The sequence below is a fragment of the Koromonas humicola genome (assembly GCF_059726255.1).
Genome location: NZ_AP040873.1, coordinates 3,579,597 through 3,602,798, shown reverse-complemented (window position 1 = coordinate 3,602,798; position 23,202 = coordinate 3,579,597). Strand labels below are relative to the sequence as shown.

18 protein-coding genes are annotated in these 23,202 nt (G+C 53.5%); 9 read left to right on the top strand and 9 right to left on the bottom strand.

All coding sequences use genetic code 11. The features are described from left to right. Positions 1-515 precede the first annotated feature (515 nt). Positions 516-1,235 (bottom strand): hypothetical protein, encoded by a 720-nt coding sequence (locus tag AC6IZD_RS15730; protein ID WP_497784373.1) that lies wholly within the window; start codon positions 1,233-1,235, stop codon positions 516-518. A 1,478-nt stretch (positions 1,236-2,713) separates the two neighbouring features. Here AC6IZD_RS15730 and AC6IZD_RS15725 point away from each other — a divergent pair. The 4 genes from AC6IZD_RS15725 (at position 2,714) to AC6IZD_RS15710 (ending at position 8,858) form a co-directional block, all read left to right on the top strand. Beyond that, positions 2,714-3,370, top strand: coding sequence for an N-6 DNA methylase (locus AC6IZD_RS15725; RefSeq protein WP_497784372.1), 657 nt, complete (start codon positions 2,714-2,716; stop codon positions 3,368-3,370). After that, on the top strand, positions 3,367-4,947 hold the full coding sequence (locus AC6IZD_RS15720) for an Eco57I restriction-modification methylase domain-containing protein (RefSeq protein WP_497784371.1): 1,581 nt from the start codon (positions 3,367-3,369) through the stop codon (positions 4,945-4,947). Before AC6IZD_RS15725 ends, AC6IZD_RS15720 begins: the two co-directional genes overlap by 4 nt. Further along, positions 4,940-7,477 (top strand): GIY-YIG nuclease family protein, encoded by a 2,538-nt coding sequence (locus AC6IZD_RS15715; RefSeq protein ID WP_497784369.1) that lies wholly within the window; start codon positions 4,940-4,942, stop codon positions 7,475-7,477. Before AC6IZD_RS15720 ends, AC6IZD_RS15715 begins: the two co-directional genes overlap by 8 nt. Positions 7,478-7,916: 439 nt before the next feature. Then, positions 7,917-8,858 (top strand): Abi family protein, encoded by a 942-nt coding sequence (locus AC6IZD_RS15710; protein WP_497784367.1) that lies wholly within the window; start codon positions 7,917-7,919, stop codon positions 8,856-8,858. Here the strand turns inward: AC6IZD_RS15710 and AC6IZD_RS15705 are convergent. Both AC6IZD_RS15705 and AC6IZD_RS15700 read right to left on the bottom strand, forming a co-directional pair. After that, the gene (locus tag AC6IZD_RS15705) at positions 8,855-9,388 is read right to left on the bottom strand and encodes a PIN-like domain-containing protein (protein ID WP_497784365.1); all 534 of its coding nucleotides are present in this window, start codon (positions 9,386-9,388) and stop codon (positions 8,855-8,857) included. The genes AC6IZD_RS15710 and AC6IZD_RS15705 overlap by 4 nt on opposite strands. Next, a complete protein-coding gene (locus tag AC6IZD_RS15700; RefSeq protein WP_497784363.1) occupies positions 9,369-10,079 on the bottom strand; it encodes a DUF433 domain-containing protein in 711 nt (236 codons plus the stop codon). The genes AC6IZD_RS15705 and AC6IZD_RS15700 overlap by 20 nt, the downstream gene beginning before the upstream one ends. Before the next feature lie 715 nt (positions 10,080-10,794). On the opposite strand from AC6IZD_RS15700, the gene AC6IZD_RS15695 reads away from it, so the two are divergent. Genes AC6IZD_RS15695 through AC6IZD_RS15685 form a run of 3 tightly spaced genes read left to right on the top strand, consistent with a single transcriptional unit; the run spans position 10,795 to position 12,969 of the window. Beyond that, positions 10,795-11,202, top strand: a complete 408-nt coding sequence (locus tag AC6IZD_RS15695) for a hypothetical protein (protein WP_497784361.1) — start codon at positions 10,795-10,797, stop codon at positions 11,200-11,202. Beyond that, a complete protein-coding gene (locus tag AC6IZD_RS15690) occupies positions 11,195-11,932 on the top strand; it encodes an RtcB family protein (RefSeq protein ID WP_497784360.1) in 738 nt (245 codons plus the stop codon). The genes AC6IZD_RS15695 and AC6IZD_RS15690 overlap by 8 nt, the downstream gene beginning before the upstream one ends. Then, on the top strand, positions 11,824-12,969 hold the full coding sequence (locus AC6IZD_RS15685) for a sigma 54-interacting transcriptional regulator (protein ID WP_497787592.1): 1,146 nt from the start codon (positions 11,824-11,826) through the stop codon (positions 12,967-12,969). The genes AC6IZD_RS15690 and AC6IZD_RS15685 overlap by 109 nt, the downstream gene beginning before the upstream one ends. Positions 12,970-13,032: 63 nt before the next feature. Here the strand turns inward: AC6IZD_RS15685 and AC6IZD_RS15680 are convergent, their stop codons facing one another. From AC6IZD_RS15680 to AC6IZD_RS15665, 4 genes are read right to left on the bottom strand one after another with little or no spacing between them, the layout of a single operon-like run. Beyond that, positions 13,033-14,013 carry a methyltransferase family protein gene (locus AC6IZD_RS15680; RefSeq protein ID WP_497784359.1) on the bottom strand — a complete coding sequence of 327 codons (981 nt, stop codon included), beginning with the start codon at positions 14,011-14,013 and terminating at the stop codon, positions 13,033-13,035. Further along, on the bottom strand, positions 14,006-14,632 hold the full coding sequence (locus AC6IZD_RS15675) for a prolipoprotein diacylglyceryl transferase (RefSeq protein ID WP_497784358.1): 627 nt from the start codon (positions 14,630-14,632) through the stop codon (positions 14,006-14,008). The genes AC6IZD_RS15680 and AC6IZD_RS15675 overlap by 8 nt, the downstream gene beginning before the upstream one ends. Position 14,633: 1 nt before the next feature. Further along, complete coding sequence (locus AC6IZD_RS15670) at positions 14,634-14,957, bottom strand: hypothetical protein (protein WP_497784357.1); 324 nt, start codon at positions 14,955-14,957, stop codon at positions 14,634-14,636. Next, positions 14,951-16,270: a radical SAM protein gene (locus tag AC6IZD_RS15665; RefSeq protein WP_497784356.1), complete on the bottom strand. Its 1,320-nt coding sequence runs from the start codon at positions 16,268-16,270 to the stop codon at positions 14,951-14,953. Before AC6IZD_RS15665 ends, AC6IZD_RS15670 begins: the two co-directional genes overlap by 7 nt. Before the next feature lie 267 nt (positions 16,271-16,537). Here AC6IZD_RS15665 and AC6IZD_RS15660 point away from each other — a divergent pair, with 267 nt between their 5' ends. After that, the gene (locus AC6IZD_RS15660; RefSeq protein ID WP_497784355.1) at positions 16,538-17,278 is read left to right on the top strand and encodes an ABC transporter ATP-binding protein; all 741 of its coding nucleotides are present in this window, start codon (positions 16,538-16,540) and stop codon (positions 17,276-17,278) included. Continuing rightward, complete coding sequence (locus tag AC6IZD_RS15655; protein ID WP_497784354.1) at positions 17,275-18,942, top strand: hypothetical protein; 1,668 nt, start codon at positions 17,275-17,277, stop codon at positions 18,940-18,942. The genes AC6IZD_RS15660 and AC6IZD_RS15655 overlap by 4 nt, the downstream gene beginning before the upstream one ends. A gap of 64 nt (positions 18,943-19,006) precedes the next feature. Here AC6IZD_RS15655 and AC6IZD_RS15650 read toward each other — a convergent pair whose 3' ends face one another. Continuing rightward, the gene (locus AC6IZD_RS15650) at positions 19,007-21,757 is read right to left on the bottom strand and encodes a DEAD/DEAH box helicase family protein (protein ID WP_497784352.1); all 2,751 of its coding nucleotides are present in this window, start codon (positions 21,755-21,757) and stop codon (positions 19,007-19,009) included. A gap of 264 nt (positions 21,758-22,021) precedes the next feature. Further along, positions 22,022-22,672, bottom strand: coding sequence for an energy transducer TonB (locus AC6IZD_RS15645; protein ID WP_497784350.1), 651 nt, complete (start codon positions 22,670-22,672; stop codon positions 22,022-22,024). Between the last annotated feature and the right edge of the window lie 530 nt (positions 22,673-23,202).

Here is a 23,202-nt window from a genome sequence, read left to right as displayed (position 1 = left end):
GTGGAGTTCGAGATTGTCGACAGTCGACAAGAAGATTGCCATCCAAAACACGTGAATGGATTCCGACGCTATTCTCCCCGCTAGACTCTGGCACATCGTCGATCCTTCGCCAAGGCTATTCAAGCCGCGTTTTTCGCAGTCCGTGGTTTGTCGTACTTCTCGACAGGTACCGTTAAGCGACTCTGCCGACTGTCGACACCGCTGCACCCATTGCCGCCTATGTTCGCGGTCCTGATGGCTTGTCAGTTCCTCTCGCTTCGGTAGGGCTTTGCCACGCCGGCGTATCTTGGTGATAATGGGGCCGAGATAGTCCTATGCCCGTTTCCCGTATCGCGATCGAACATGCGCTCGACACAATTGCCTCTGATGAAGGGGGCATGCGATTTCAGTGTCTTGGCCAAGCTCCGGTGGCCTGAACTGATCGCGTGCGAAAGAAAGAAGGACCTTGGGCTGGACGCTCACGCGCCGTTCATCCCCCCGGACTGGCCCCCAAAGTTCAGTCGCGCGAAGTTCTTTCAACTCCCCGCAGTTACCCCAAACGGTTCAAGATCGACAGCTTCAGCTTCGCTCTCGTCCTCTCTTTGCTCTCGCTTCCTCACCTCGTAAAACCGAAGTTGGTGTGGCAAAGCTGGCTTCAATAACTCGAAATTCCTCTGTTGAAGTATTGCGTCCCAATACTCAGCCGATTCTTCATCCGCGAGCGTATCCTCAATGAAGTGCAAGGTCTCCGCACAGTCCTTGCCTTGCTCGGTTTGCAGTGTAGCAACTTCCATATCACGCACCTCAACCAGCAGAGGCCGCTTATCACCGAGAGCTATAGCGCGAATGGATGCAAACTCGGGAGTCGCAGTCAAGTCAGGGCGAACTTGTGTCAACTTGTCGAGCAGCCTAAGAGTTTCGCCGCAGTTGAATAACGTCGCATAGGTAATTGCAGTGCGGCGACTGGCGCTTACGCACGGTTTGCCGTACCTGAAGCTGAACCCCAGCATGTTTCCGCGATTGTCCACGTCAAGCCTAGTCGCGACATTGACGCAGGCGTCAACGTCATAGTGCCAATCAGTCCAAGGCTGATGTAGTCGGCAAAGCTCGACCAGATGTTGCGCGGCCGAACGAATCCCGAACTCTTCAACAATATCCCGTCCGCCTAACCCGGTTTCAGCGATGGACTTGTAATATTCTCCCGGCAGTTTCGGGATATTCCGCAGTGATATAGAGCGTTTGAAAGTTCGCATCATTACTGAGTAATCTTGCGATTTCGAGTCATCGCCAAGACATCGCGGGCGACTAGAACTCGTCAGGAAATTGCAGATCGATTTTCCAGCTCTGAGCCGCGAGCGGGGCGGCGCGTATCGAACTTCGGTACAGTTTGAGGAGAATTCGCAAAAGCCAAACCACTTGCATGGTTGAGGCCTGCTTTGGTGGGACGTGGACGGGAATCAACCAGGGGTTGAAAATCTCCAAGAGCATCCGAGGAACATGGAAGTCGTCATGGATCAAAACAGAACGACGCGAATTCATGCTAGCCGCCCGAAGATTCCATGCTGCGCTTCTGATCGCACATCGCTCACCAGAGATTGATTAAAGCGTTGATTTGTTCCTGAAACGTACGTGAGCACAGCCAAAGGAGAACACGGTGGAAAGCTCCAGGTGGCGCAGGAAAGTTGTAGCAAGTCGCGCTGACTGAAGAGCATTGGCGTCGAGTCATCGAAATTTAGGTGACGACCCCGCTCTGCAGGATAGGTTGCAGCAACCTTCCCGCAGCACAACACTTCTGGCCGAAGCGGCCGTACGAAATGTAGAATAATGCTGACCGTTATCGAACAACTTCTATTGGAGATCGAGTGCTTACTTTTCGTGAATTGCTTGCAAAGACCGGGATCCAGCTTGAGTCTATCTTGCATTCCAAGAAGACCATCACAGATGATGTTTTGGATTCTCCATGCGAGGTTCTCGAATCAGGCCCGCAAGGGGAGCTCTAGTCCATCAGTACGCGACAGGGCGACAATTTCTATACTGAAGTTCAAGGCCGCGCGCTTTTCTTTTACGACGTTGCGGAGCTTATGGAAGTTCTGCCGAAATACACGCTTCTGAACCCGAGTTCTTGGGGCAAGTAAAACATCTCAACTGCGAGCGGATTCTGGCAATTGGAGTCCGCTCAGCCAAGGTAGAGCTTACCAAGGAGTTTGAGAGACACGCTTGGCGCATTCAATCGCCAACGGATGTTTGGCGGCGTGTTCGAAATCCTTCCCTCCCCCATTCGGCTCTGCTTCAGGTATGTCCGCATAAGTCGATCGCAAAAGCACCGGAGATGAGCGGTGCCGGCGGACGCACCAAACGCAGGGCTACCTAAGCCCAAACGATCAGTCCTTGCTGTTCCGAAGGCGGCAACTAGGCGCACGAGAAAACCTGTTTAAAATCAACTCCCCTCGGCACATAATGGAACCGGTGATCTCATTCTAAATAATTGATGATGCGTCGTTTCGAGCAATAAGCATCAGTGCCCTGCTTGCGAAAACTCCAAATAGATGGCAAATCAGGCAAACGCAGAGAAGATAACGAATCAAGAGTTCAAGAACACCCTCCGGCGACCGCCGGACACGCTCTCAAAGAACCTCCATTGGAGTCATCCGACGGAGTAGCTCCAACTCCGAACAAGAGCCGGGTTGCAGCAATGAGCTCTGAATAGGTGCAATGGGAGATTTGGGATACAACTATGAATTTGATCAAGTCAAAGAAACGGGTTGCAGACCACGGAGAGGTGTTTACACCCCAGTGGCTGGTCGAAGACATGCTGGACCTAGTGAAGGGCGAGACTGATCGTATAGATTCTCGCTTCCTGGAGCCCGCCTGCGGTAGTGGCAATTTCCTCGTCCCGGTTTTGCAGCGTAAGCTCGCCGCCGTAGAGGCGAAGTACGGGAAGTCTGATTTTGAGAAGGGCCTCTACGCGCTCTTGGCGGTGATGTGCACCTACGGAATTGAACTCTTGCCGGACAATATCGCTGAGTGTCGCGCAAATATGCTCGAGGTCTTTGCCGACTACCTGAATCTGACAGAAGCGGATGAACTTCATCTGGCCGCTTCGTATGTCCTGTCGCAGAACCTCGTGCATGGTGACGCGATGACGATGCGCACGCATGACGACAAGCCTATTACCTTTGCCGAATGGGGTTATCTCGGCAAGGGCAAGTTCCAGCGCCGCGACTTCCGCTTGGAGGCTCTTGCGCAAATGTCTTCTTTCAGTCAGGAAGGTTCACTCTTCGCCCATCTCGGCAAGCATGAAATCTTCACGCCGATAAAAACATACCCGCCGATGACTGTGCGTGAGCTTGCGTGCTTGTCTTCGGACAATGGCTTGGAGAAAACCCTGTGAACGGTCAGGCAAGCTTTTCACTTCGCGGGCGCAACCCAGATGTTTTGACCTGCATAGCCAATCTTTCCAATGACGAGGTGTTTACGCCACCCGAGTTCGCGAACCGGATGCTCGACACTCTTGCCGAGGCTTGGGCGGCAAATAATGGCGGAGCGGACCTCTGGTCGAATAGCACCGTGAGATTCCTTGATCCATTCACAAAATCGGGCATCTTTCTGCGCGAGATCACCAGCCGCCTCACCAAGGGGCTGTCGGCCGAAATTCCCGATCTCCAGAAGCGCGTCGATCATATCCTCACCAGGCAAGTATTTGGCATCGGCATTACCTACCTCACCAGCCTGCTAGCGCGGCGCAGCTTATATTGCTCGAAGCACGCCAACGGCCCGCACTCGATTGCTAATGGCTTCCAAAGCGAGACGGGGAAGATATGGTTCGAGCGAATGGAGCACACATGGGTGGACGGCAGGTGCAAGTTTTGCGGGGCAGGCCAGAAAACCTTCGATCGTGGCGACGGACTTGAGACTCACGCCTACGCGTTCATTCACACCGACGACATCAAGACCAGTCTAGCCGAGTTCTTTGGAGACGATATGCAGTTCGACGTGATCATTGGGAATCCGCCTTATCAAATGAAGGGCGGTGCAGGTGGTTCAAGCGACTCCTCTATCTACCACCTCTTCGTAGAACAGGCTTTGAAGCTCGATCCGCGCTTTCTGACTATGGTGATCCCGTCCAGGTGGATGGCTGGTGGGCGCGGCATGGACGATTTCCGCAAGACGATGCTGACAGGCAAGCACATCAGCCATCTTGTTGACTACACCAAGATGTCAACGGCATTCCCGGGTGTCGATTTTGAAGGCGGCGTGGGTTATTTTCTTTGGGACAAAGACCATCAGGGCGATTGCGAGTACACGCTTTACCAAGGAGAGGAGCTTCAACCGTCCGTTATTAGGGACTTGGGAAGCCACGACATCTTCGTTCGAGACGAACGTTCGTTGGCAATTCTCAATAAGATTCGTGCCAAGTCCGAAAAAACGATGGATAGCATCATCAGCTCCGATACGCCGTTCGGATTGCCCACGAACATAAACGGATGGAAGGACAAACCGTTTAAGAATTCTGTTGCCCTTTATCTAACTGATCGGGGAAAGCGAACCGTGGGATTCATACTCCGGTCTAGCGTTCGTAAGAACGCGCACCTGATTGACGAGTGGAAAGTTCTTCTTCCAGAGGCATACGGCGAACGCGGCGCGATCCCTGCGATGGTATTGGGTCCGTCTATTGTTGCTCCGCCTGAGTCGGTTTGCACACAAACGTATCTCGTCGCAGGTCCGTTCAAGAATCAGCGTCAAGCGAAAAGCGTGCAGTCTTATATCTCCACACGATTGTTCCGGTTTCTCGTATCCCTGCGGAAGATCACGCAGCACGCGCTGCGTTCGACCTACTCGTGGGTGCCGCAGCAATCGTGGGACAGGACTTGGACAGACGATCTGCTGTATGAGAAATACGGCATCACGAAACGCGAAATCGCGTTCATCGAAAGCATGATCCGCCCCATGGGAGAGGGTGATGAGTAAGACCATCGAGGAAATCCTCGCGCCCAAACCAGAGGCCCGGCCACGCATCTATGCCTACTCGATTGCCGATGATGCGCATAATGGTCTTCTGAAGGTGGGCCAGACGACGCGCGACGTGAAGCAGCGCGTCGCCGAACAGGTCAAGACTGCAGCCATCAAGAACTACAAGATCGAACTGAATGAATCGGCGGAGCGAGACGACGGAACCATCTTCAGCGATCACGAGGTACGCGCAGCATTGGTCAAGAAGAAGTTCGCGAACCCCGAACTAGAATGGATGCGCTGCACGGTCAAGGACGTGAGGACCGTGCTGACAGAACTGCGTACTGGGCAGAGGTTCACTGGCAACCATTACCAGACCTTCGCGATGCGACGTGAACAGGCTGAAGCGGTAAAGGCAACGCACGCTTACTTCCTCTCGCGCTGGGCAGAGGACATGCACGCCGTTCCGCGTTTTCTGTGGAACGCGAAGATGCGCTTCGGCAAAACATTCACCACCTACCAACTCGCCAAGAAACTCGGCGCGAAGGGTGTACTCGTTGTGACTTTCAAGCCTGCAGTGGAGGATGCGTGGCAGACAGACCTTGAGAGCCACGTGGACTTCGACGGTTGGCAGTACCTGTCGAAATCATCCGGTGGTGACCCGAGGCAGATCGACCACAAAAAACCGGTTGTGTATTTTGGCTCTTTCCAAGACTTGCTCGGCCGCGACGAGGCGGGCAACATCAAGTCCAATAACGAATGGCTCCATGAGGTGAATTGGGATCTGGTGGTGTTCGACGAGTACCACTTCGGCGCCTGGCGGGATACTGCGAAGGAGTTGTTCGAGGGCGAAGAGGAAGCGGTTGCGAAGAAGGAGGCTAAGCGCGAATACGCCACCGAACTGGAACACGTTAACGAAGATCTGGCGGTACTCTCGGAAAAGGAAGCCGAATTCCTACCCATCACCACCAAAGCGTACCTCTATCTTTCGGGCACACCATTTAGGGCATTGGCAACGGGCGAGTTCATTGAAGAGCAAATCTTCAACTGGACCTATACCGACGAACAGCGTGCCAAAGAAGAGTTCGCTGTCAAACACCCCGACACGTGGAACCCATACGGGGCGCTGCCGCAGTTGCGTCTGCTTACCTACCAGATGCCAGATGAACTGCTGGCGGTCGCCAGCGGTGGGGAGTTCGACGAGTTCGACCTGAACGAGTTCTTTGATGCGACCGGTACTGGCAAGAGTGCGAAGTTCAAGCACAAAGACGATGTCCAAAAGTGGCTCGACATCATCCGAGGCCAGTACGCGTCGAAAGTTGTCGAAAGCCTTAAGACTGGCACGCGCCCACCGTTCCCGTATTCTGACATCCGGCTGCTGCCATACCTACAGCACTCGTTCTGGTTTCTGCCAAACGTAGCGTCTTGCCATGCAATGGCGAACTTGCTCGCCGAAAAGCACAATGTCTTTTGGCACGAGTACGAAGCGGTTGTGGCGGCGGGAGCTGCAGCAGGGATCGGGCTCGACGCGCTATCTCCGGTTCGTAAGGCCATCGGGAGCGGCTTTGAGACGAAAACGATTACGCTGTCATGCGGCAAGCTCACTACAGGCGTGACAGTTCCGCAGTGGTCTTCAATTCTGATGCTACGAAATCTGAAGAGCCCGGAAACTTACTTCCAGGCTGCCTTCCGCGTGCAGTCTCCGTGGTCAATCAAGAATCCAAATGGCGACAATCCGAACGAGGAAGAAGTCCTAAAACCCGCGTGCTTCGTCTTCGACTTTGCGCCCACGCGCGCACTGCGTCAGCTCTCCGAATACGGTATCGGACTTTCACCAAACGAACCGAATCCGGAAAACGCCGTCAAGGACCTCGTCTCGTTCTTACCGGTACTTGCCTATGACGGCGCGAATATGACCCAGATCGATGCGGGCGGCATTCTGGATATTGCGATGGCTGGCACCTCGGCTACGCTGCTGGCGCGCAAATGGGAGAGCGCGCTGCTGGTCAACGTGGACAACGACACGTTGCGCCGGGTGCTTGATAACCCCGAAGCAATGGCTGCTGTGGAGCGTATTGAAGGCTGGCGCTCGCTGGGTGACAACATCATCGAGACCATCATCAACAAGAGCGAGAAGGTCAAGGAGCTTAAGAACAAAGCCAAGGACAAGGACCTGACCGCAAAGCAGGAAAAGCAGCTTACCGAAGAGGAGAAGGAATACAAGTCCAAGCGCAAACTGGTGCAGGAAAAGCTGATTAAGTTTGCGACACGCATTCCTGCGTTCATGTACCTGACCGATTTCCGCGAGAACACGCTCCAGGACGTGATCACCAAACTGGAGCCTGAATTGTTTCTGGCCGTCACCGGCCTGACGGTAAACGACTTCCATCTGCTGGTGAACCTGAAGGTGTTCAACACTGAGCAGATGAACCAAGCGGTCTTCGCGTTCCGTCGATATGAGGATGCCTCGCTGCGGTATACGGGTATCGAAAGCCACGAGGGGCTCACACACTACGGGTTGTATGACACCGTGGTAGCAAGGGAGTGAGAGCGAGTGAGCGTGGGGCAAGTCAGTCTCGGATCACTGGATCACATGCCGTAAGCGATGCCATAGCGCTGCCAATGACAGACGATGACTCGAATTTATTCTGGCTATTTCGTTTCGCTGTTTCTGCAGGCAAGTCTGAATTGTAGATTTGTGATCGACTCCACATTGATGCGGGGGTTTTCACTTGCAAGCTGACACGCCTACGGTGCAATATCGGTATCCATAGAAAGTTCGGCTGGCAAAGCATGAATGCAAGCTAAAGCTAAGTTCCGCTTTTTCTTCAGAGTACCCGTGCGGGATTAGCATTGGCATTTTTTGTAAAAAAGCATTGACGCTTAGTTGAAGGCTATCGCATCATATGTGTAGCAGAGCCGCCGAGCCTCTACCTGTGCGAACAGGAACGCTGAAATTGGCGGCTATTCTTTTGCCGCAAAAACCTATGCGATACGGCAAACAGGCCCTCACGTATGACGAACAGCTCGACCAGAAGCTCATTGGTAGGGGGCTGGCGGTTCCGAACCGAAACGAGGCCATTCATTGGTTGCGAACGATAGGATACTTCCGGCTAAGTGCATATTTCATTCCGTTCCGAAAACCAGGCGAAGATGAGTTTCGCGCAGAAACGTCCTTCGACCACGTAACCCAGCTGTATGAGTTCGATGCGCGATTACGGCTGCTTGTAATGCGGGCAGTGGATAAAATTGAAATTGCATTACGCGCCTCATTCACATATGTCACAGCGCATGAGCTGGGTGTGTTCGGGTATGCAGAGCCTGCGAATTACTCACCATACGTGCCATCGACTGCTCCAGGAACACCTGCACAGGGGTTCGATCACAAGAACTTCATGGATAAGCTCAACAAGTTGGCTAATCCCGCTGAAGTTCCCTTCATAAATCACTATCGAACTAAGTATGCAGAAGAACTTCATCTGCCGGTCTGGATGGCGACCGAGCTTATCACGCTAGGTGTACTCAATGGCGCAATATCAAACTTACCGAAGCGATTTCGGAAGCAGATTGCCAGGGGCGTAGGACTGCAGGTTTCACAAAGCCAATTTGTGAGCTGGGTAGGATGTGTAACGTACGTCCGAAATATCTGTGCGCACCACGGCAGATTCTGGAATCGAGAGATATCGATTAAGCCAGAGCTTCTCGAAGAATGGAAGTATGCTGGGGTTCCAGCCGAGAGGGTCTACTGTGTACTTGTCATGTTGGCGTACCTGATGAAGACAATATCTCCTAGGTCACGTTGGAGGAAGGCATTGCTTGCACATCTAGCAGCGAATCCGCAGATTGATCTCGCTGCGATGAACTTCCCAAATAATTGGCGAGAACTCCCGCTGTGGTCGGAGGTCGCTGACCCTGTAGTCACCTCTTAAATTTGCTGAACAGATAATGTCGGAGCTGTCACGCTGGGACCAGGCCCAGAAAGCCCTCCGGACGTCTCCTGGTCAGCTGCTTGTTGTTCCTGGCTCACCTCTTCAAGCAATTTTGCGTCGCTGACCAGAGAGTCTGACCGCTTGCTAATAGATGCGTAAAATGGGCCTTTGTTCTTCCGAACCACACCCTGTAGCTTTTCACTACCAACAATAATCGCAGCGGCCCACTCTTCCGGAAGGCTATTGCTGTCCTGGAGAATAAACACCCTCAACTTGGACTCGATCACGGCTTGTCTTTCGATGGGCTTAATACAGATTTGTTTATCCCCGGTGATAGCAATCCAATCGTTCTTAGCACACAACGCTATCCACTCAGGGTCCGAAATGCGCTCGTGTTCGCCATTGGGGTACACCTCGAATATAGACTTCACTTTGAATCCGACCTTCCGGAGGATGGCGGCCATTTGCTTCCCGTGAGTTCGGTCTAAAAATATAGTCTTTTCAAAGCTACTATGCCGCTGGACGCTCAACGTATTTAATGGCCCGATAGACCTTTTCCAGCGGTATAGAAAAATCCTCCGCTATAGATTCGGGCAACTCTCCTGCTTTCGCTCGATTAAACACAACCCACACTGGGACACCTGTTCCGCTGATAATGGGCTCTCCAGAGGATACATTGTGGACGATCGCTATAGCTTTGTCTTCTGGTTGACCGATTAGCACCGGATATACCTTGTTTACGAGTAAGTCCTTGTCTCGCTCGATGTGCCGGATAAACATGTCCAGGATCTCCTTGAAATTCATTTTTCCTGGAACTGTCAGGTTTTCAGTTTCATCGATCGTCTTAATGAAAATGTCCTTGCCGTCCGTAAAGAAATCACGAGATATCAGCGGGTGAGGAGATGGATACTTCTTCTGAATAGTGTCGATCGCCCATCTGACTCGATTGAGTGGCACGTTGTGCGTGTGTCGAGTCGCCGCTAGGATGTGCGCTTCGGCAAGATTAAAGAAAGAAAGAAATCCGTTCTCCGGATCAGCTGGCGTAATCAGTGGCTCGAACCACTTCTGCCCCAATGAGGTCTGATAATACCTGCCGTGAATCCACGTTCCGAGAGTGCGCTCATTTACGCCAACAAACCTCGCGACCTCGGCCGGGGTGTACATGGCCAGATCTCGGGAATCAATGTCGGAACGGAACATCGCGTACCTGCGGCGAGTCATGGCGACTCTTCGTTCTCCCTACAGTGGACTTGACGCCCATCAACTCCGAAGAATAGGAATTGTAACCCCATACAACCTGTTCATCTCATCGAATTCTCTGATGGAGTGTCAAGAGAATACACGTCCGTATCTACGAGCGGCCGCCCACTTTCTGAGCCACGAAACTGTAGTTTCGTGACCAGCTCAGACTATGAATCGCGAGTGCCTGATTTCAATGACTTACAACAGCGCCTGAACAGACCCTTCGTGGCTCGTTTGTTCTTCCCGATGCGAAGGCTTCGGATACCCGTCCGCCTCCGATGCCCAGGCCGTCGTCAATGAGTGCTAAGCCCTGTTATCGACAATCGAGAATTACTTCCGGTTTGCCCGTCACTCGTCCGGAATCATGTGACGGATCACAAAGCTGATCGTAATCGCACGCAGACATCCCGGTGTTCATCGGTTTGATGAGTGACGTTGCCGATCTCGCTTGCATCAAACATGTGCAACGTCAATAATGAAGCTGTAAGCTATTCAACACTCGACGTAGCGGAGGAAATTATGTCGCCGATTGCAACAACCCGCCCAGTGACGTCGAGCCTGCCCGCCGCCAAAGCTTAAGTCTGAGCCCGGCTTGCTGGGCTGGCTCCCATCATTTCAACCAATAAGTTGATGGTCGCAGTGCATTCTTTTGCCTGCGATCCAGGCTCCTACGTGCGCCATGGAGAGCCTTGTTTTGAAATACAAGAAACATCGCAGTAAATCAGAATTTGTCGACCCGGACTTCGCAGAAGCTCTGCGTGAAGATAGGTCTGGAAGGTCGTCTGCCAATCAGCAGGCGCAACGGAAAACACAACAGTTTTGTCGTCAGGTACAGCGAGCCCTGAATCTTGCGCTGGAGGACGGCAATTTCGGCGACGAACTGAGAAATATCTTCGTCGAAGAAGTTTCTCCAGCTCCGAACTGCGGGCACCTCTTGGTGCAAATAGGACTGACGGTTGATCGTCCTCTCGCTGAGGCGATCAGCGCGCTTCGTCGTGCCGCACCACAGTTGCGATCTGAGGTGGCCTCGGCGATCAGTAGAAAGCGCGCGCCGGAACTGTCATTCGTGCCGGTCTTTTTCCAAGGAGGCGAGAATGAGTGAATCACATCTCGCTCCGATGAAGACTTGGCTGGCAACACCAATGGATCAGGACGTGTCGGAGGCAATCGAGCGTCTCCGGCGCGCTCCCGACGTACAGCAGGTAGCCGTGATGCCTGACGTGCATCTTGGCAACGACGTTTGTATCGGTGTCGCGGTTGCGACCGCACAATTGATCTACCCGCAGGCGGTCGGTGGTGATATTGGTTGCGGGATGCTCGCTGTCGCGTTGGATGTCGAAGCCGCAGCACTCAGTTCGCCGCGAGTCGCTGGTCAGGTATTGGCCGGACTCGGGCGCGCTGTGCCTGCACGCCGTCGCAATCGCAAAGCTGCGCTTCCGATGCCGGAGCCATTGGCAAACGATACGCTCAGTCATCCCGGCCTCGAATCGATTCGTCGCAATGAAGGAGTAGTCGAGTTCGCGAGCCTTGGCAGCGGCAATCACTTCATTGAGATTCAGGCCGATGAAGAGGAGCGCCTTTGGCTTATGTTGCACAGCGGTTCGCGAGCATTGGGCCAAGCAATTCACAATCATCATCTGACGCGTGCTCAGCTGTTCGATGGGCGACTGCGTGCAATCGAGACGAACTCCGAAGCGGGAGCCGAATATCTCCACGATCTTTCCTGGGCAAGTACGACCGCATCGCGTCTCGCTTCCAGCAGGAGCAGAAAGAAGGCGTCTCATATCTTAAGGGAGGCATCGAGACTAGAAATGCCGCCTTCAACAAACTGATCGACAGAATCGAGCAGGTTGCGATTGCCACCCGTGACCCTCTGCTACTCATGGGACCGACCGGTGCAGGCAAGTCAAAGCTCGCTCGTCGGATTTACGAGTTGAAGCGAGCGAGACGCGCAGTGCAGGGTGCATTTGTCGACGTCAACTGCGCGACCATAAGAGGCGATGCTGCAATGTCTGCACTCTTCGGGCACGTAAAGGGCTCGTTCACAGGTGCTCAGAAAGATCGCCCGGGCTTGCTGCGTACCGCCGATCAAGGCGTACTGTTCCTTGACGAGATCGGCGAACTAGGCTTCGACGAGCAAGCGATGCTGCTCCGCGCGCTGGAAGAGAAGACCTTTCTCCCGCTTGGATCGGATCAGGAATCGCGCAGCGACTTTCAGCTAATTGCCGGGACCAATCGTGACCTGTTCAAGGCAGTTCGTGAAGGCAAGTTTCGCGAAGACCTGCTGGCGAGAATCAATCTTTGGACGTTCTCACTCCCCGGGCTTCAACGTCGGCCAGAGGACATTGAGCCAAATCTGAACTTTGAACTTGATCAGTTCGCGGAGAAGAATGGCCGTAGAGTCACCTTCAACAAGGAAGCACGAGACAGATTCTTAGCATTTGCGCTTTCACCTGCCGCAAGCTGGGATGGAAACTTTCGAGATTTGAACGCGGCTGTCGCTCGGATGTCGACTCTAGCCTCCGGTGGCCGAATCTCGATGGACATTGTGGACGAAGAGATTCGTCGGCTTCAATCGTCATGGAGGGGTTCCGATGGAGTCGAAGATGACAAACGACTTCGTAGTCTGCTCGGAGAGGAACGCTACAGCGAACTCGACGAATTCGACCGTGCTCAACTCTTCCGAGTGATTGAGGTCTGCATTCGAAGCCGCTCGTTGTCCGAAGCCGGACGTGCTCTGTTCAACAATTCGCGAAAGCAGAAGAGTGTCGCAAACGATGCGGACAGACTGAGGAAATACTTGGCGAGGTTTGATCTTGAGTTTCGAACTTTGTCCATGCCGAGGAATGACGAGAACACGCGCGCTTGAGCGCTGACGTAGGTCTCTTCGCGTGTTTCAACCCGGGGACTTCACCCACCCGAAAAGGCTCTCTTATCGCGCAGCGTGATTCTTAGTAAAGCATCTTCCCGCCAAGTCGAAGCAGGGGCATCGGTGGTACTTGTTGTAGACGATCATGCAGGGGCAGTTGAATTTTAGCCCGTAGATGAACATCGCCAGAACGAGATAGAGCAGATAGTAGAAAGGATGCCAGAGCAAGCTGATCGCCCAGAACACAACCATCATTCCGGACTTTGACCGGTACGAGAACGCAACCTTTTCTGGCCTCAAGCTGAAGCCGAGATAAAGGTGAACCGCGAAAAGCAGTACGAGGCTTGAAAGGGTGATGCTATGCCACACGGAAAAGCCGAACAATAGTATTGCCGCTACCTTCACAGCGTCGGCATACCACCCGCTCAACGTAGGCGTAAGCATGCGTACGTTCTCTTGATAGAGGCGGTAATCAGGTTGGCTGATCGTCAGCTCTTTTTCCTCGGCTCCGGCTCGCACGATCATCAGCGGAAGAATTGCGAGGCTCGTGATTATCAGAGTTACCCAATTGAACATCGCCAGGCTCGCGCCCCAGCACCATAGCAGCAACGATGCATACATCGGGTGCCGCGCCAGCGCAAAGGCTCCCGTCGTGATCAGCACGTGCTCTTTCTTGATCTCGATTCCATTCGACCACATGGTACGAATGTTTGCTTTTGCCCAGATGTGCCACACCGTAGCCAAGACGATCAGCACCACTCCCACTCCGAAGTAGATGTACTGAAGGCTGCGAGTCATCCGGAGCTGCCCGATGCTGTTGACCCAGAAAGGAAAAAGGACGAGCACGCTTGCAAGGATTTCTCTGGTCGAGAACGGATGCCTGCGAGCCTTGGCAAGGCTCTGCGGTTTCGCGGAGTGTTCCGTGAATTTGAAAATGACGGCGAGCAACAAGCAAAGCCCGGTGAGGTAGATGAGCAGCATTCCGACAGTGAATAGCGGAGCATTCGCAGATCTTTGGGCGACGACACGGATCAGTTCAAGCATGGCGCGTCCTTCGCTTGTACAAGATATGCACGAGATAGGGCAGGAAGGCCACGGCAAGCCACTGATAAATCGTGAGATTCATCAGGATTCGCGGCTCTGTTCTCACGAACTCGATGCTAAACCGCATTGCCAGATACGAAGCGAGATAGATCGGGAAGAGTAGATCGATTCGCCGTGTGCGCCGATAGAACAGGTAGAGTAGGCCAGCTATAACAAACTGAAAAGTGCTTTCGATCAACTGAGCCGGAACAAAAGCTTGCCCTCCGCAGCAGCCGTTGAAGTAACATCCGATCTTGCCAAAGCCCGCAGCGGTGGCCAACGGAATTGCAAAGCGCCCGCCGAGAGCCTGGTCCTGTTGGCGAGTAACAACCTTGTAGATGTTCAGCGCTACAAATGCTCCGAGGATTCCGCCCAGATAACTTTTGCCGGACAAGATCAGATCGCGGCTGAAACCATACGAAATCCAGACAGGAATCTTGGCTCCGATCAGAACACCTGATGCCGCCGCGACATATATTTCAATGCGCTTTGCGGTCGCAGGCTTCGGGAGACGAAGCCACGCTGAAACGGCGGCTGCAACAATCATGCCCAGTAGCGAGAAAAGGACGTAAGCGGGCATTTTATCTAACCAGCACAAACATGATGAGCATGATGGCGGCGATAATCGAACCCATGATGATGACTCCCCATCGAATTCCGGGGTTCTTTGCACGAACAGCTACAAACGAAATAAGAGCGAGAAAGGCGCCGCAATATGCGCCGATCCCTAAGGTGCGCATTGCGTTGTTCGGCTTATCGAAGGCGGACACGATAGGAAAACAGGTTCCTGCAAAAAGAAACGGGAGCACGATCACCGTGATCACGAAGGCTGCTATCTTGCTGCCGGTGGAAATCTCTTGCTCTTCTGGTTCTCCATTCGAGTTTTCATCCCGGTTCTCTACCATTGGCTTTGTCCTTTCAGCGCATTGTAGATACAGAAGGGAATGACCTTTCCGTTCCCCGCGGATACCCCGGTGCAGCACTTCCGCGCTCGTTCAGAATCAAATGTGTTGGCATCCATGAAGTTCTTCACGAGAATTCGCACGATCTTCATGTCTTTGTAGCTTGACCCGCCGCCGCTCGCAAACTCGCGCAGCTTTTCAAGCAGAAACGTCGAACCCAGTAGTCGCCCGATGAAGCAATCGCAGATGTCTTTCTTTACGTAGTCGAGTATCGTCTTGTCGAAGGCAATCCGATTCGAGAGTTTGTCGGTGCACTTTGTGTAGTCCACGTAGTCGCCCAGCGAGTAAGTCTTGTCGCCCATGCAAAAGAGAAATCCGAGGGATGTGCAGTTCTCATGCGAGCACGGCAAGGGAATCATGTCCTTGTAACCCATAAGCCCGCTACGGTCGATTGCCAGTAGAATGTCTTCCTGCAAAACAGTGGGGATGTGCGTGCCTTGAGCCCTGCCTACCTTCGTCAAACGCTGGAAAGTTATGCCCGATATGTGTTGTGTGTGTGTAGCGAGCTTTAGAATGGCGGGAACATCTTTCAAATTATCTCTGCAGACCGTTACGGCCAGGCAGATCTTGATCGCGTTGTCGTTGAGCTTGGCGATGATCTCCTGCTTAACCTTCGTTAGTGAACGCCCGCGCAAGAGTTGGTAAACGTCATCATCGGTGCCGTCGTATTGAAGGTAGATCTCGACTCGGTCCTTGTTTTCTTTGATCTTGTTGAATATCGTTTCGTTCGTAAGCAGCAAAAGCCCATTCGTATTGATCAGAATCCGTCCGATATCTTCGCGCAGGGCTTCATCCAATATTTGGCAGAAATCAGGATGAATGAGACATTCGCCTCCGGAAAGCTGTAGCACTTCCAGATGTCCGGACTCCACTTTCATGAGCGTGTAGAGGCGGTCCTTGAATTCAGAAATGGAGAGGTGCCGGTTCGACTGTTTGCCGAAATAGCAAACGGGGCAGGAGAGATTGCATGCTTCTGTGATTTCAATAAGTCCAGTGCAGACATGCTGAAGGTGCTTGTCGCACCACCCGCAATCCTCCCCACAGTTGCCGTTAAAGGTGCATAGTGCAGTAAAGGGCTTTCGCGCAACGTCGAAAGTCTTATCAAAAAATCGCTTCGCATCTTTGCCAATCTGCGTAACGAATTGGCCATGCTCTGGACACGTCTTTTCGAGGAAGACGTCTTTGCCTTCGGTGTATTTCGCGGCGGGCACCGTCCGTAAGCAGGATGGACATAGGGATTGCGTTTTTATGTGCACGGAGGACATCTCCTGGACGCGCTTCAAACGCTGCCTCTAGATTGCTGGAGAGCATTAACGCGCAAAAATCTAATGTGCGAAGCACGCAAAGCCGAATCATGCTAGCGACAGACTCCCGAATATTCTATTCGTACTCTGGTATGGATCACACAGAATTAACAGAGCCACGTGATTGTGGTCGCGTCAGATACCGCCACTAACTCACCTGCGGCTTCGAACGTTCCGCTTGAACTTAGGCACTTACAGAGCTAGATTCAGTGTTCCATCATGAAAATACGGCTACAAGCGGTTTGCAAGAAATACGGCAAGGTCTATGCGTTACAAAACGTGTCGCTGACTGTAGAGCCTGGCCAGATTGTCTCCATTCTGGGTCCCAACGGAGCAGGAAAAACGACTCTACTTCGTTGTTTGGGCGCGATCGTGGCCCAATCGTCGGGGCACATTTACTTCGACGAGGAAAGATTCACGCGAGGTAATCTTGCCTTGCGACGACGGATGGCATTTCTGCCTGATTTCCCGATTGCTTTTCCTCACAACACAGTTCTACGTCACATCGGGATGGTGTTGAGAGTGTATGAGAAGGACGATCCCGCAATCGAACCCAGGGTGATGGCGTTGCTCAGAGAGTTCGACTTGATGCCTCTGATTGACACTCCCATGGCGCAGCTTTCCCGGGGCCAAGCGTACAAGACGGCACTCGCAGCTTTGCTGGCTGCTGATCCCGATGTGCTTCTTCTTGATGAACCATTCGCTTCAGGCATGGATCCAAACGGCATTACTGCCCTGAAACGTGAGGCGAGAGAGGCTGCGCGCCGGGGTAGAACGGTGATTTACTCCACGCAGATATTGGATATCGCAGAGAAGTTGTCAGATTGGGTCTGTTTGATTGATCGCGGTGAGGTGCGCCACTTTGCACCCCTCCATGATCTCTTAGCCGTGTCTGGCGAGCGAGGTGATGGGAGCGGGCTGGAAAAACTGTTCCAGCAGTTGAGGGAGACCGCTCAATGAAGCTCGGCTCGAAGGATCTTGAGCTTCGTATTCGCACCGCGGCACGGCAGGAGATGCGTCAAGACGCAGATCTCTGGAGAGACTACCGCAGGCACCGACCTAGTTGGATCAAACGTATTTTGCACGGTGATTATCAGAAGGTACTCCCTTATCTTTATTTCGGCTTTGTGCTTGTAATGAGCGCGATCAACAATGGGCGCGGAATCTTGGTACTGTTAGGGATAGCCGTCTACTCGGCTGCGACCACGATCTTCCGCGCGCTAATGCTAAGGTCGGGCGCTCTGAGTGGATATGACCGCGCGGTTCTGGTCTACCTTCCGCTTTCAGATGAGAGCTTCCTTTGGCACGAGGTACGAAAGTCCGTCTGGTCCTGGAGTAGAGCGACGGTCGTCTACTTTCTTGCATATGGTGCGGTGCTCATCAGCTCAAACCATATTAATGGTCAACTGGTTTTCGCCGCTGGAATCTCATCGATTCTGCAGACTGCATGTGGCCTCTGCTTTGCGATGTTGCTTATTGCATTTGCTCCGAAGGTCTTGAGAGTGGGAGTGTCCACTCCTTTGTACCTTCTGATCATCGGTTGTCTCTGGCTGCCAGCCTCTGCAGTTCAAACGTTGTGGACAGCGGTGCTGTTCATTCCTGGTGGGTGGATATCGCATGGCTTCGCTAGTCTGGCAGGCATAGCCGATGGAAATGTGAGCTGGATTATTCCTGCGTTCATCCTAGCTGCCTTGATTCCAGTGGCGCACAAGGCATTTCAAAATCAACTTCTACAAGAACTAAGTGCTCAGACACTGGATGAATTTGCCAACGTGAGGCAGTTCGAAGGCTCCGATGATGAGGAGCAGCTACAGCTTGGCCAAGCAAAGCCGGTGGAGGCTGGGTCTGATTTGTGGGAGGGAGATTTCCTCCAACCTGCGAATTGGGAACGAGCTGGCTGGATAGAACGGCTCGCCGTTAGGCTTCTTAGCAAACGGCAGAGGGTCGTAGCGGAGTTCATGTTGGGAGATCAGTTAGGCGCCTGGTCGAAGAGATGGCGGAGCGCCGCGCTCCTTACAATCGGAGGTCTCGCGCTCACGATGGTTTTACCAAGTGGACCGGCGTGGGTGTATTTTCTCCCCTTGATAGCAGCCGCGATGTGGGGGGCACCTCTGTTCGGGGGATTTTGGTGGGGATTCTTTGGAGCACCGACGTCCGGATATCTTACGCCAGCTTATGCAGGTTTCCCTGTGGGGTACACGGAGATTTCCAAAGTGATGTGGAAGGCAAATGCGATTCGAGTGCTTGCGTGGTCTCCTTTAGCACTGATCTACGTCACCGTACTTGCGATGAAGCTGGGCCAGTCAGTGGAATTTTGTGTCACCCTTGCCATAGAAATCATCTTGCTCGTGCTGGCTGTTCAGCCCGCGATGATTGCTGGCCACTTCTCCGTGGGGTCGAACGATTCCAAGCAGCTCAATTGGCAAGCAGCCTTGTTCTTCATGATTGCTCTTCTGCTGTCTGTCGCACTCGTGGTTGCGGCGGTGCTGCTGTTCGAAACAGATGCGATCTCAGGGAAGCTCCCAGCGACGCTTGGAATCTTTGGTATGCCCGCCTTGGCTTGGTTGGGCTACAGATTGCTCTTCAACCGAGGACAAACAGACCTACTGTCCAAACCCGAATAGAAGGAACGAGTGCCGGGCATGTCTGTAGCGATCCCATGGACACTTCGGCGCCTCTCTTAAAGCGCTATTTCCAGCAGCTTACGCGCTCAGCCCGATTCTGGAAGCTCGCGGCAAGAGAATGCATTCTTGCGCGGAGTAGCAGTTTTCTGCCTTCGGGAGTACGCGTGTATACAAGCTCTACCGGGCCGACACGGTTGCGCCACTTCTTTGCGAATGTCTCGGCAAATTCCTTCTTGCGTGCGAGGATGTCTGGCACTGCGAAGTAATCCTCGCGGAAGAATCGCCAGAACCGTGTGCGTGCTAGCAGGTAACGGGGGTTCTCGATTGGCCTGAGCACTTCGCGCAACGCGCGAAGATAAATGGTCTGATCGCGTCCTGTTCCGCCGCCAATCCAGCAGTAAATAGAGCCATCCTGATTGCGGTTCGCGTACACCCGGAAATCTCCCGAGGTGCTGCTGATCGATCCTCCGTATTGCAAGGCGTCGAGAACTGCCGACCCGATTTGTTTCATGCTCCGTTCCGGCGTGCCATGCCGGATGAAGCGCCACAAGGCGAGCAACGCCCAAGGCAAACTTACGGCCGCAGCAATAGCTGCAATGACCGCGAGGTAGTGGAGCGAGTCCTGATTTGAATTGTGCGCCATGGGGCGTCTCGACAGCTCAGAAAGGACTGTGACAAAAACCAGTCCCGCCTGTACCAGCATGGCCGCAATTGTGTTGCTGAGAACGAACCCGCGCGGCAATGTTTCCTCTTCTGCCTTCAGACCGTCCGTCATCTGTTTCAGCGATCCGGAGGCAAGCGCCTCCTCCCAACAGCGGCGAAGACCCTCACGATCAAGTGCACGGCGAACTGTGTGGGTATTGAGGTCCGCTATTTGCTGTTCATTGTATGGAGGATGGCCGAGGCCCAATCTTTCAGTGCCATTCTCGATGGTTGGAGATGTTGCGCTAACGCCGACGAAGGCATTGCAGCGTCTCACCAGAAGCTCATAATCGTCACCAGGACCAAAGATCCCCGGCTCAACGCAGACAAGATGCCACACGTTCGCTGTTTTTGTCGGAGACGCAGGATCGATGCGGATCGACCGCCCGCGCATCTGATTGGAGAGAACGTACGATCCCACAAAACTGGCCAGTACTAGCGTGTTGATTGTCGGCGCATCCCAGCCTTCGCCCAAGAGCGATTTAGTACCAACGAGCGCGGTGATTCCACCTTGCTCGAACACAGACGTAATCAGGCGAACAGAACCTTGGCGGTAATCTCCTGCGATCTCGACAAGCAAGTAGCTGGGGTCGTGCGACATTGGCTGAAGCGTGAGGTCGTCGTGCCTGATCCCGATTGCAGCCGCCGCCTTGGTCACAAGCTCTTTGGAGGCTTCGGGGACAATCACGAGAGATCCGCAGAGGACGCCCAGACGCATGTCTTCGATATTGGCGCGACGAAGTGTTTCGAAAATCGGGACGACTCCGATATCTTCAAATTCCGCATGATCGGCGGCAGCTTTTGGAAGCTCCGCCTTCCTGATGAAGTCAGTGAGGACCACACAGCGCAGCTCGTCTTTGAGCGCACCGGATTCGATCCGAACGATCTCTTCGATGGACTGCAATTTGGTTTTGGAAGTCGTCAGCAGTTTCGTTTGGTCTGACGGATTCCTCAACACCACCTTGCGGCGTTCGATTGCGCCGATTCCTGCTAGTTCATGCCGGATTGCCTTGAGCGTGGATTCAATGCCTTTGAAGTTCTCAGCATCTGTGTACAGACAATGAGTGAGCAGAATCTCAAGCCACTCAAGACCGAGTTTGGGAATCCACTTGAAACCTACACCTAAGGCACGCAGCACTTCTCGCGGCACTCGTTCGCCAACAGCATTGAGAAACACGACCATGCTCGACAGATACTCAGGATCATTGAGGATCTCTTCGATATGGCTGTCGGGATTCGTTATCCAAGGATGGATCGCTATCGCCGTAGCAAAGTCTCGGTTCTGGCGAATGCGCTCTGCGAAAGCATCGACTGACGCTCTGAACTCTGCGAGAGTTTTCTGTTCGTCCGGTGCGGGGACGCTGAAATAAACGTAATCCTGGTGGAGGCAGAGATCGCCCTGCAGAACAAGTTCCGGAACAGCGACCTCGGCGTCAACTGGTCCGCAGAGCTCTTCGTATCGCTGCCATTCGTAAGGAGAAACATCGTAAGGAGGAGTCGCGGTGAGCGAGACGACGGTCGGATCAAGACGCTCGGCGACGAATGTCAGGGTTCGCCACCACTCCGCTTTCAGGTGATGAGCCTCATCTACAACAAGTGTCTTGAAAGAAGACAGGCACTCCGGCAATTCGACGTGAATCGCGGGCTTTCCATTTCCATTCCCGTTCCCATTCCCATTCGTCACCTCTGCGAAGGTGCCGTTCTCTTCTTCCGCTTCGGATTCGTCAGCATTCTCCCGTTCTCCGGAACAGAGCGAATGAAGTGCCTGATAGGTCGCGACCGTCAGTAATTGAGGATGGCGTACGTCCATCGAAACCCAATCGGGTTGAGGTGTTCCGTAAGGAAGGAAGTGCTGCACCAGTCGTTCGACCCACTGATTGCGAATGGTGATTGTAGGAGCCAGAATGAGCGTCGGCTGATTGATCCGGCGAACAACTTCCAGTCCGAATACGGTCTTGCCCGAACCTGGCGCGGCGACAACATGCAAACGCTTGTCGTCCAGATAGGAATCGAGTCGATCCAGTAGCCGAGCCTGATAGGTTCGCCAGGTTCGTTGAAACACCATCTCTTTTGGAAACGTGTTCCTGCCGGTTTCAGTAGGTGTCGAGCCCATGATGTTGTTGAGGAGCTGAGTACGATTCGATCATCGCCTGAAATTGTGCGTAAATCAACAGCGCAGATCTTCTGATATGGGACACCAGCACGACACGACTGGTCCGCATTCAGTCCATTGAAACGCGCAGGAGATTTAGTCACTTCAGGGCAGCGCGCGCACTGACATGTTTAGGGGCGGTTGGTCGCCAACCCGGAAGCAATCCGCACCGCAAATCTCAAAAAGAGGTAAATCGCCTTCCGTCCCTCTGCAGGTCCCGTAATGCTAGGCCGGGAAGTGGAAGTGCACGTCCTGCAGCGAGGCCACGGCGATACCATCTACCTTGGCGGGAGTATAGCGCCAGCCCCGCAGAGTCGCGACCACAATATCATCCAGGCCAAAACCAACCGCTTGGAGCAACTTGGTTTTGACCACAGAACCCTGCTCATCAATTGTCACTTCCACGATGACGTCGCCATTGATCCAGTTGGGCAGCTTGCCGCGGGCGATGGGCGGGTCAGGCGCAACTACGGGCAACGCAATGCGGACGTCATGCTGTTCGGCGAATCCCCAGTCGAGCCCGCCCAGCACATAACCTGGCATTCCGGGTTTCAGATTCTGGTCGGTTGAAGCCGCGAGTTCTACCCGTTGAGGCGCCGCTTTACGGGGAGCGGGCTGTGGCATCAGGCTCGCATGCTTGCGCTCCTCCTCCGGTTTTCGCTCAGCCTTAGCCACCATGGCGACGCTGGGTCCCGGCATATAGACCACGCTCATGCTGCCTCGCCCGCCCGCACCTTTCAACGCCTGCGACGACCGGAGCAGCTTTGGCTCAGGACGATAAAGCAGCATACCGAAAATTGCCAAGTGCAAGCACAGAGAGATTGCGAACGTTAGCCTCGTCTGTGACGAGCCTGCGGGTTGGAGTGGAGTCAGCATTCTGTTTAAGACGCTCCGTACCAACAAAGGTTACAGCATATTCGCGCGAACCATTCTGAGATGCAAGGCTGACTGTCGCGAAATCGGCACACGTTTTTCGAGCCAGACTTCTTGGCACAGTCTATTTTGTGCATGCCAGCGGCGTGGAGGCCGCTCATATGCGCAAAAGGAACAAACGGCCACCCTGCCACAAGATCGTTTTGAAGCTTCCAGATCTGGATCAGGCTAGATCTGCGGTACTCAATAGCCTTAGCTCTCCTCAGTCGAGGAGAAACTACAAGTTTGCGATCGAGCAATTCATCACCTGGTATTGTTCCGAGCCCCGACTTGCTTTGAACCGGACCGTTGTCCTGCGATTTCGCCTTTACCTAGAGTCTTTGGGCTCAGAGAGGGTTCACTGCCAGATGGGGCCCGCGTTCCTCTTGGCACAAGGACGCGCTCTGGTGCGATTTTTTTCGGCCAAGTGAGCTCGAACTGCCCCGACAGTATCAGATCTTGCCCAGACCTATAACAGCCTCATCTGCGATCGT

What these genes read in the sequence shown, in the direction of transcription:
- AC6IZD_RS15730 (WP_497784373.1), bottom strand. Translation starts at nt 1,235, where the DNA reads ATGATGCGAACTTTCAAACGCTCTATATCACTGCGGAATATCCCGAAA.
- AC6IZD_RS15725 (WP_497784372.1), top strand. Translation starts at nt 2,714, where the DNA reads ATGAATTTGATCAAGTCAAAGAAACGGGTTGCAGACCACGGAGAGGTG.
- AC6IZD_RS15715 (WP_497784369.1), top strand. Translation starts at nt 4,940, where the DNA reads ATGAGTAAGACCATCGAGGAAATCCTCGCGCCCAAACCAGAGGCCCGG.
- AC6IZD_RS15710 (WP_497784367.1), top strand. Translation starts at nt 7,917, where the DNA reads ATGCGATACGGCAAACAGGCCCTCACGTATGACGAACAGCTCGACCAG.
- AC6IZD_RS15700 (WP_497784363.1), bottom strand. Translation starts at nt 10,079, where the DNA reads ATGACTCGCCGCAGGTACGCGATGTTCCGTTCCGACATTGATTCCCGA.
- AC6IZD_RS15690 (WP_497784360.1), top strand. Translation starts at nt 11,195, where the DNA reads ATGAGTGAATCACATCTCGCTCCGATGAAGACTTGGCTGGCAACACCA.
- AC6IZD_RS15680 (WP_497784359.1), bottom strand. Translation starts at nt 14,013, where the DNA reads ATGCTTGAACTGATCCGTGTCGTCGCCCAAAGATCTGCGAATGCTCCG.
- AC6IZD_RS15675 (WP_497784358.1), bottom strand. Translation starts at nt 14,632, where the DNA reads ATGCCCGCTTACGTCCTTTTCTCGCTACTGGGCATGATTGTTGCAGCC.
- AC6IZD_RS15670 (WP_497784357.1), bottom strand. Translation starts at nt 14,957, where the DNA reads ATGGTAGAGAACCGGGATGAAAACTCGAATGGAGAACCAGAAGAGCAA.
- AC6IZD_RS15660 (WP_497784355.1), top strand. Translation starts at nt 16,538, where the DNA reads ATGAAAATACGGCTACAAGCGGTTTGCAAGAAATACGGCAAGGTCTAT.
- AC6IZD_RS15655 (WP_497784354.1), top strand. Translation starts at nt 17,275, where the DNA reads ATGAAGCTCGGCTCGAAGGATCTTGAGCTTCGTATTCGCACCGCGGCA.
- AC6IZD_RS15650 (WP_497784352.1), bottom strand. Translation starts at nt 21,757, where the DNA reads ATGGGCTCGACACCTACTGAAACCGGCAGGAACACGTTTCCAAAAGAG.
- AC6IZD_RS15645 (WP_497784350.1), bottom strand. Translation starts at nt 22,672, where the DNA reads ATGCTGACTCCACTCCAACCCGCAGGCTCGTCACAGACGAGGCTAACG.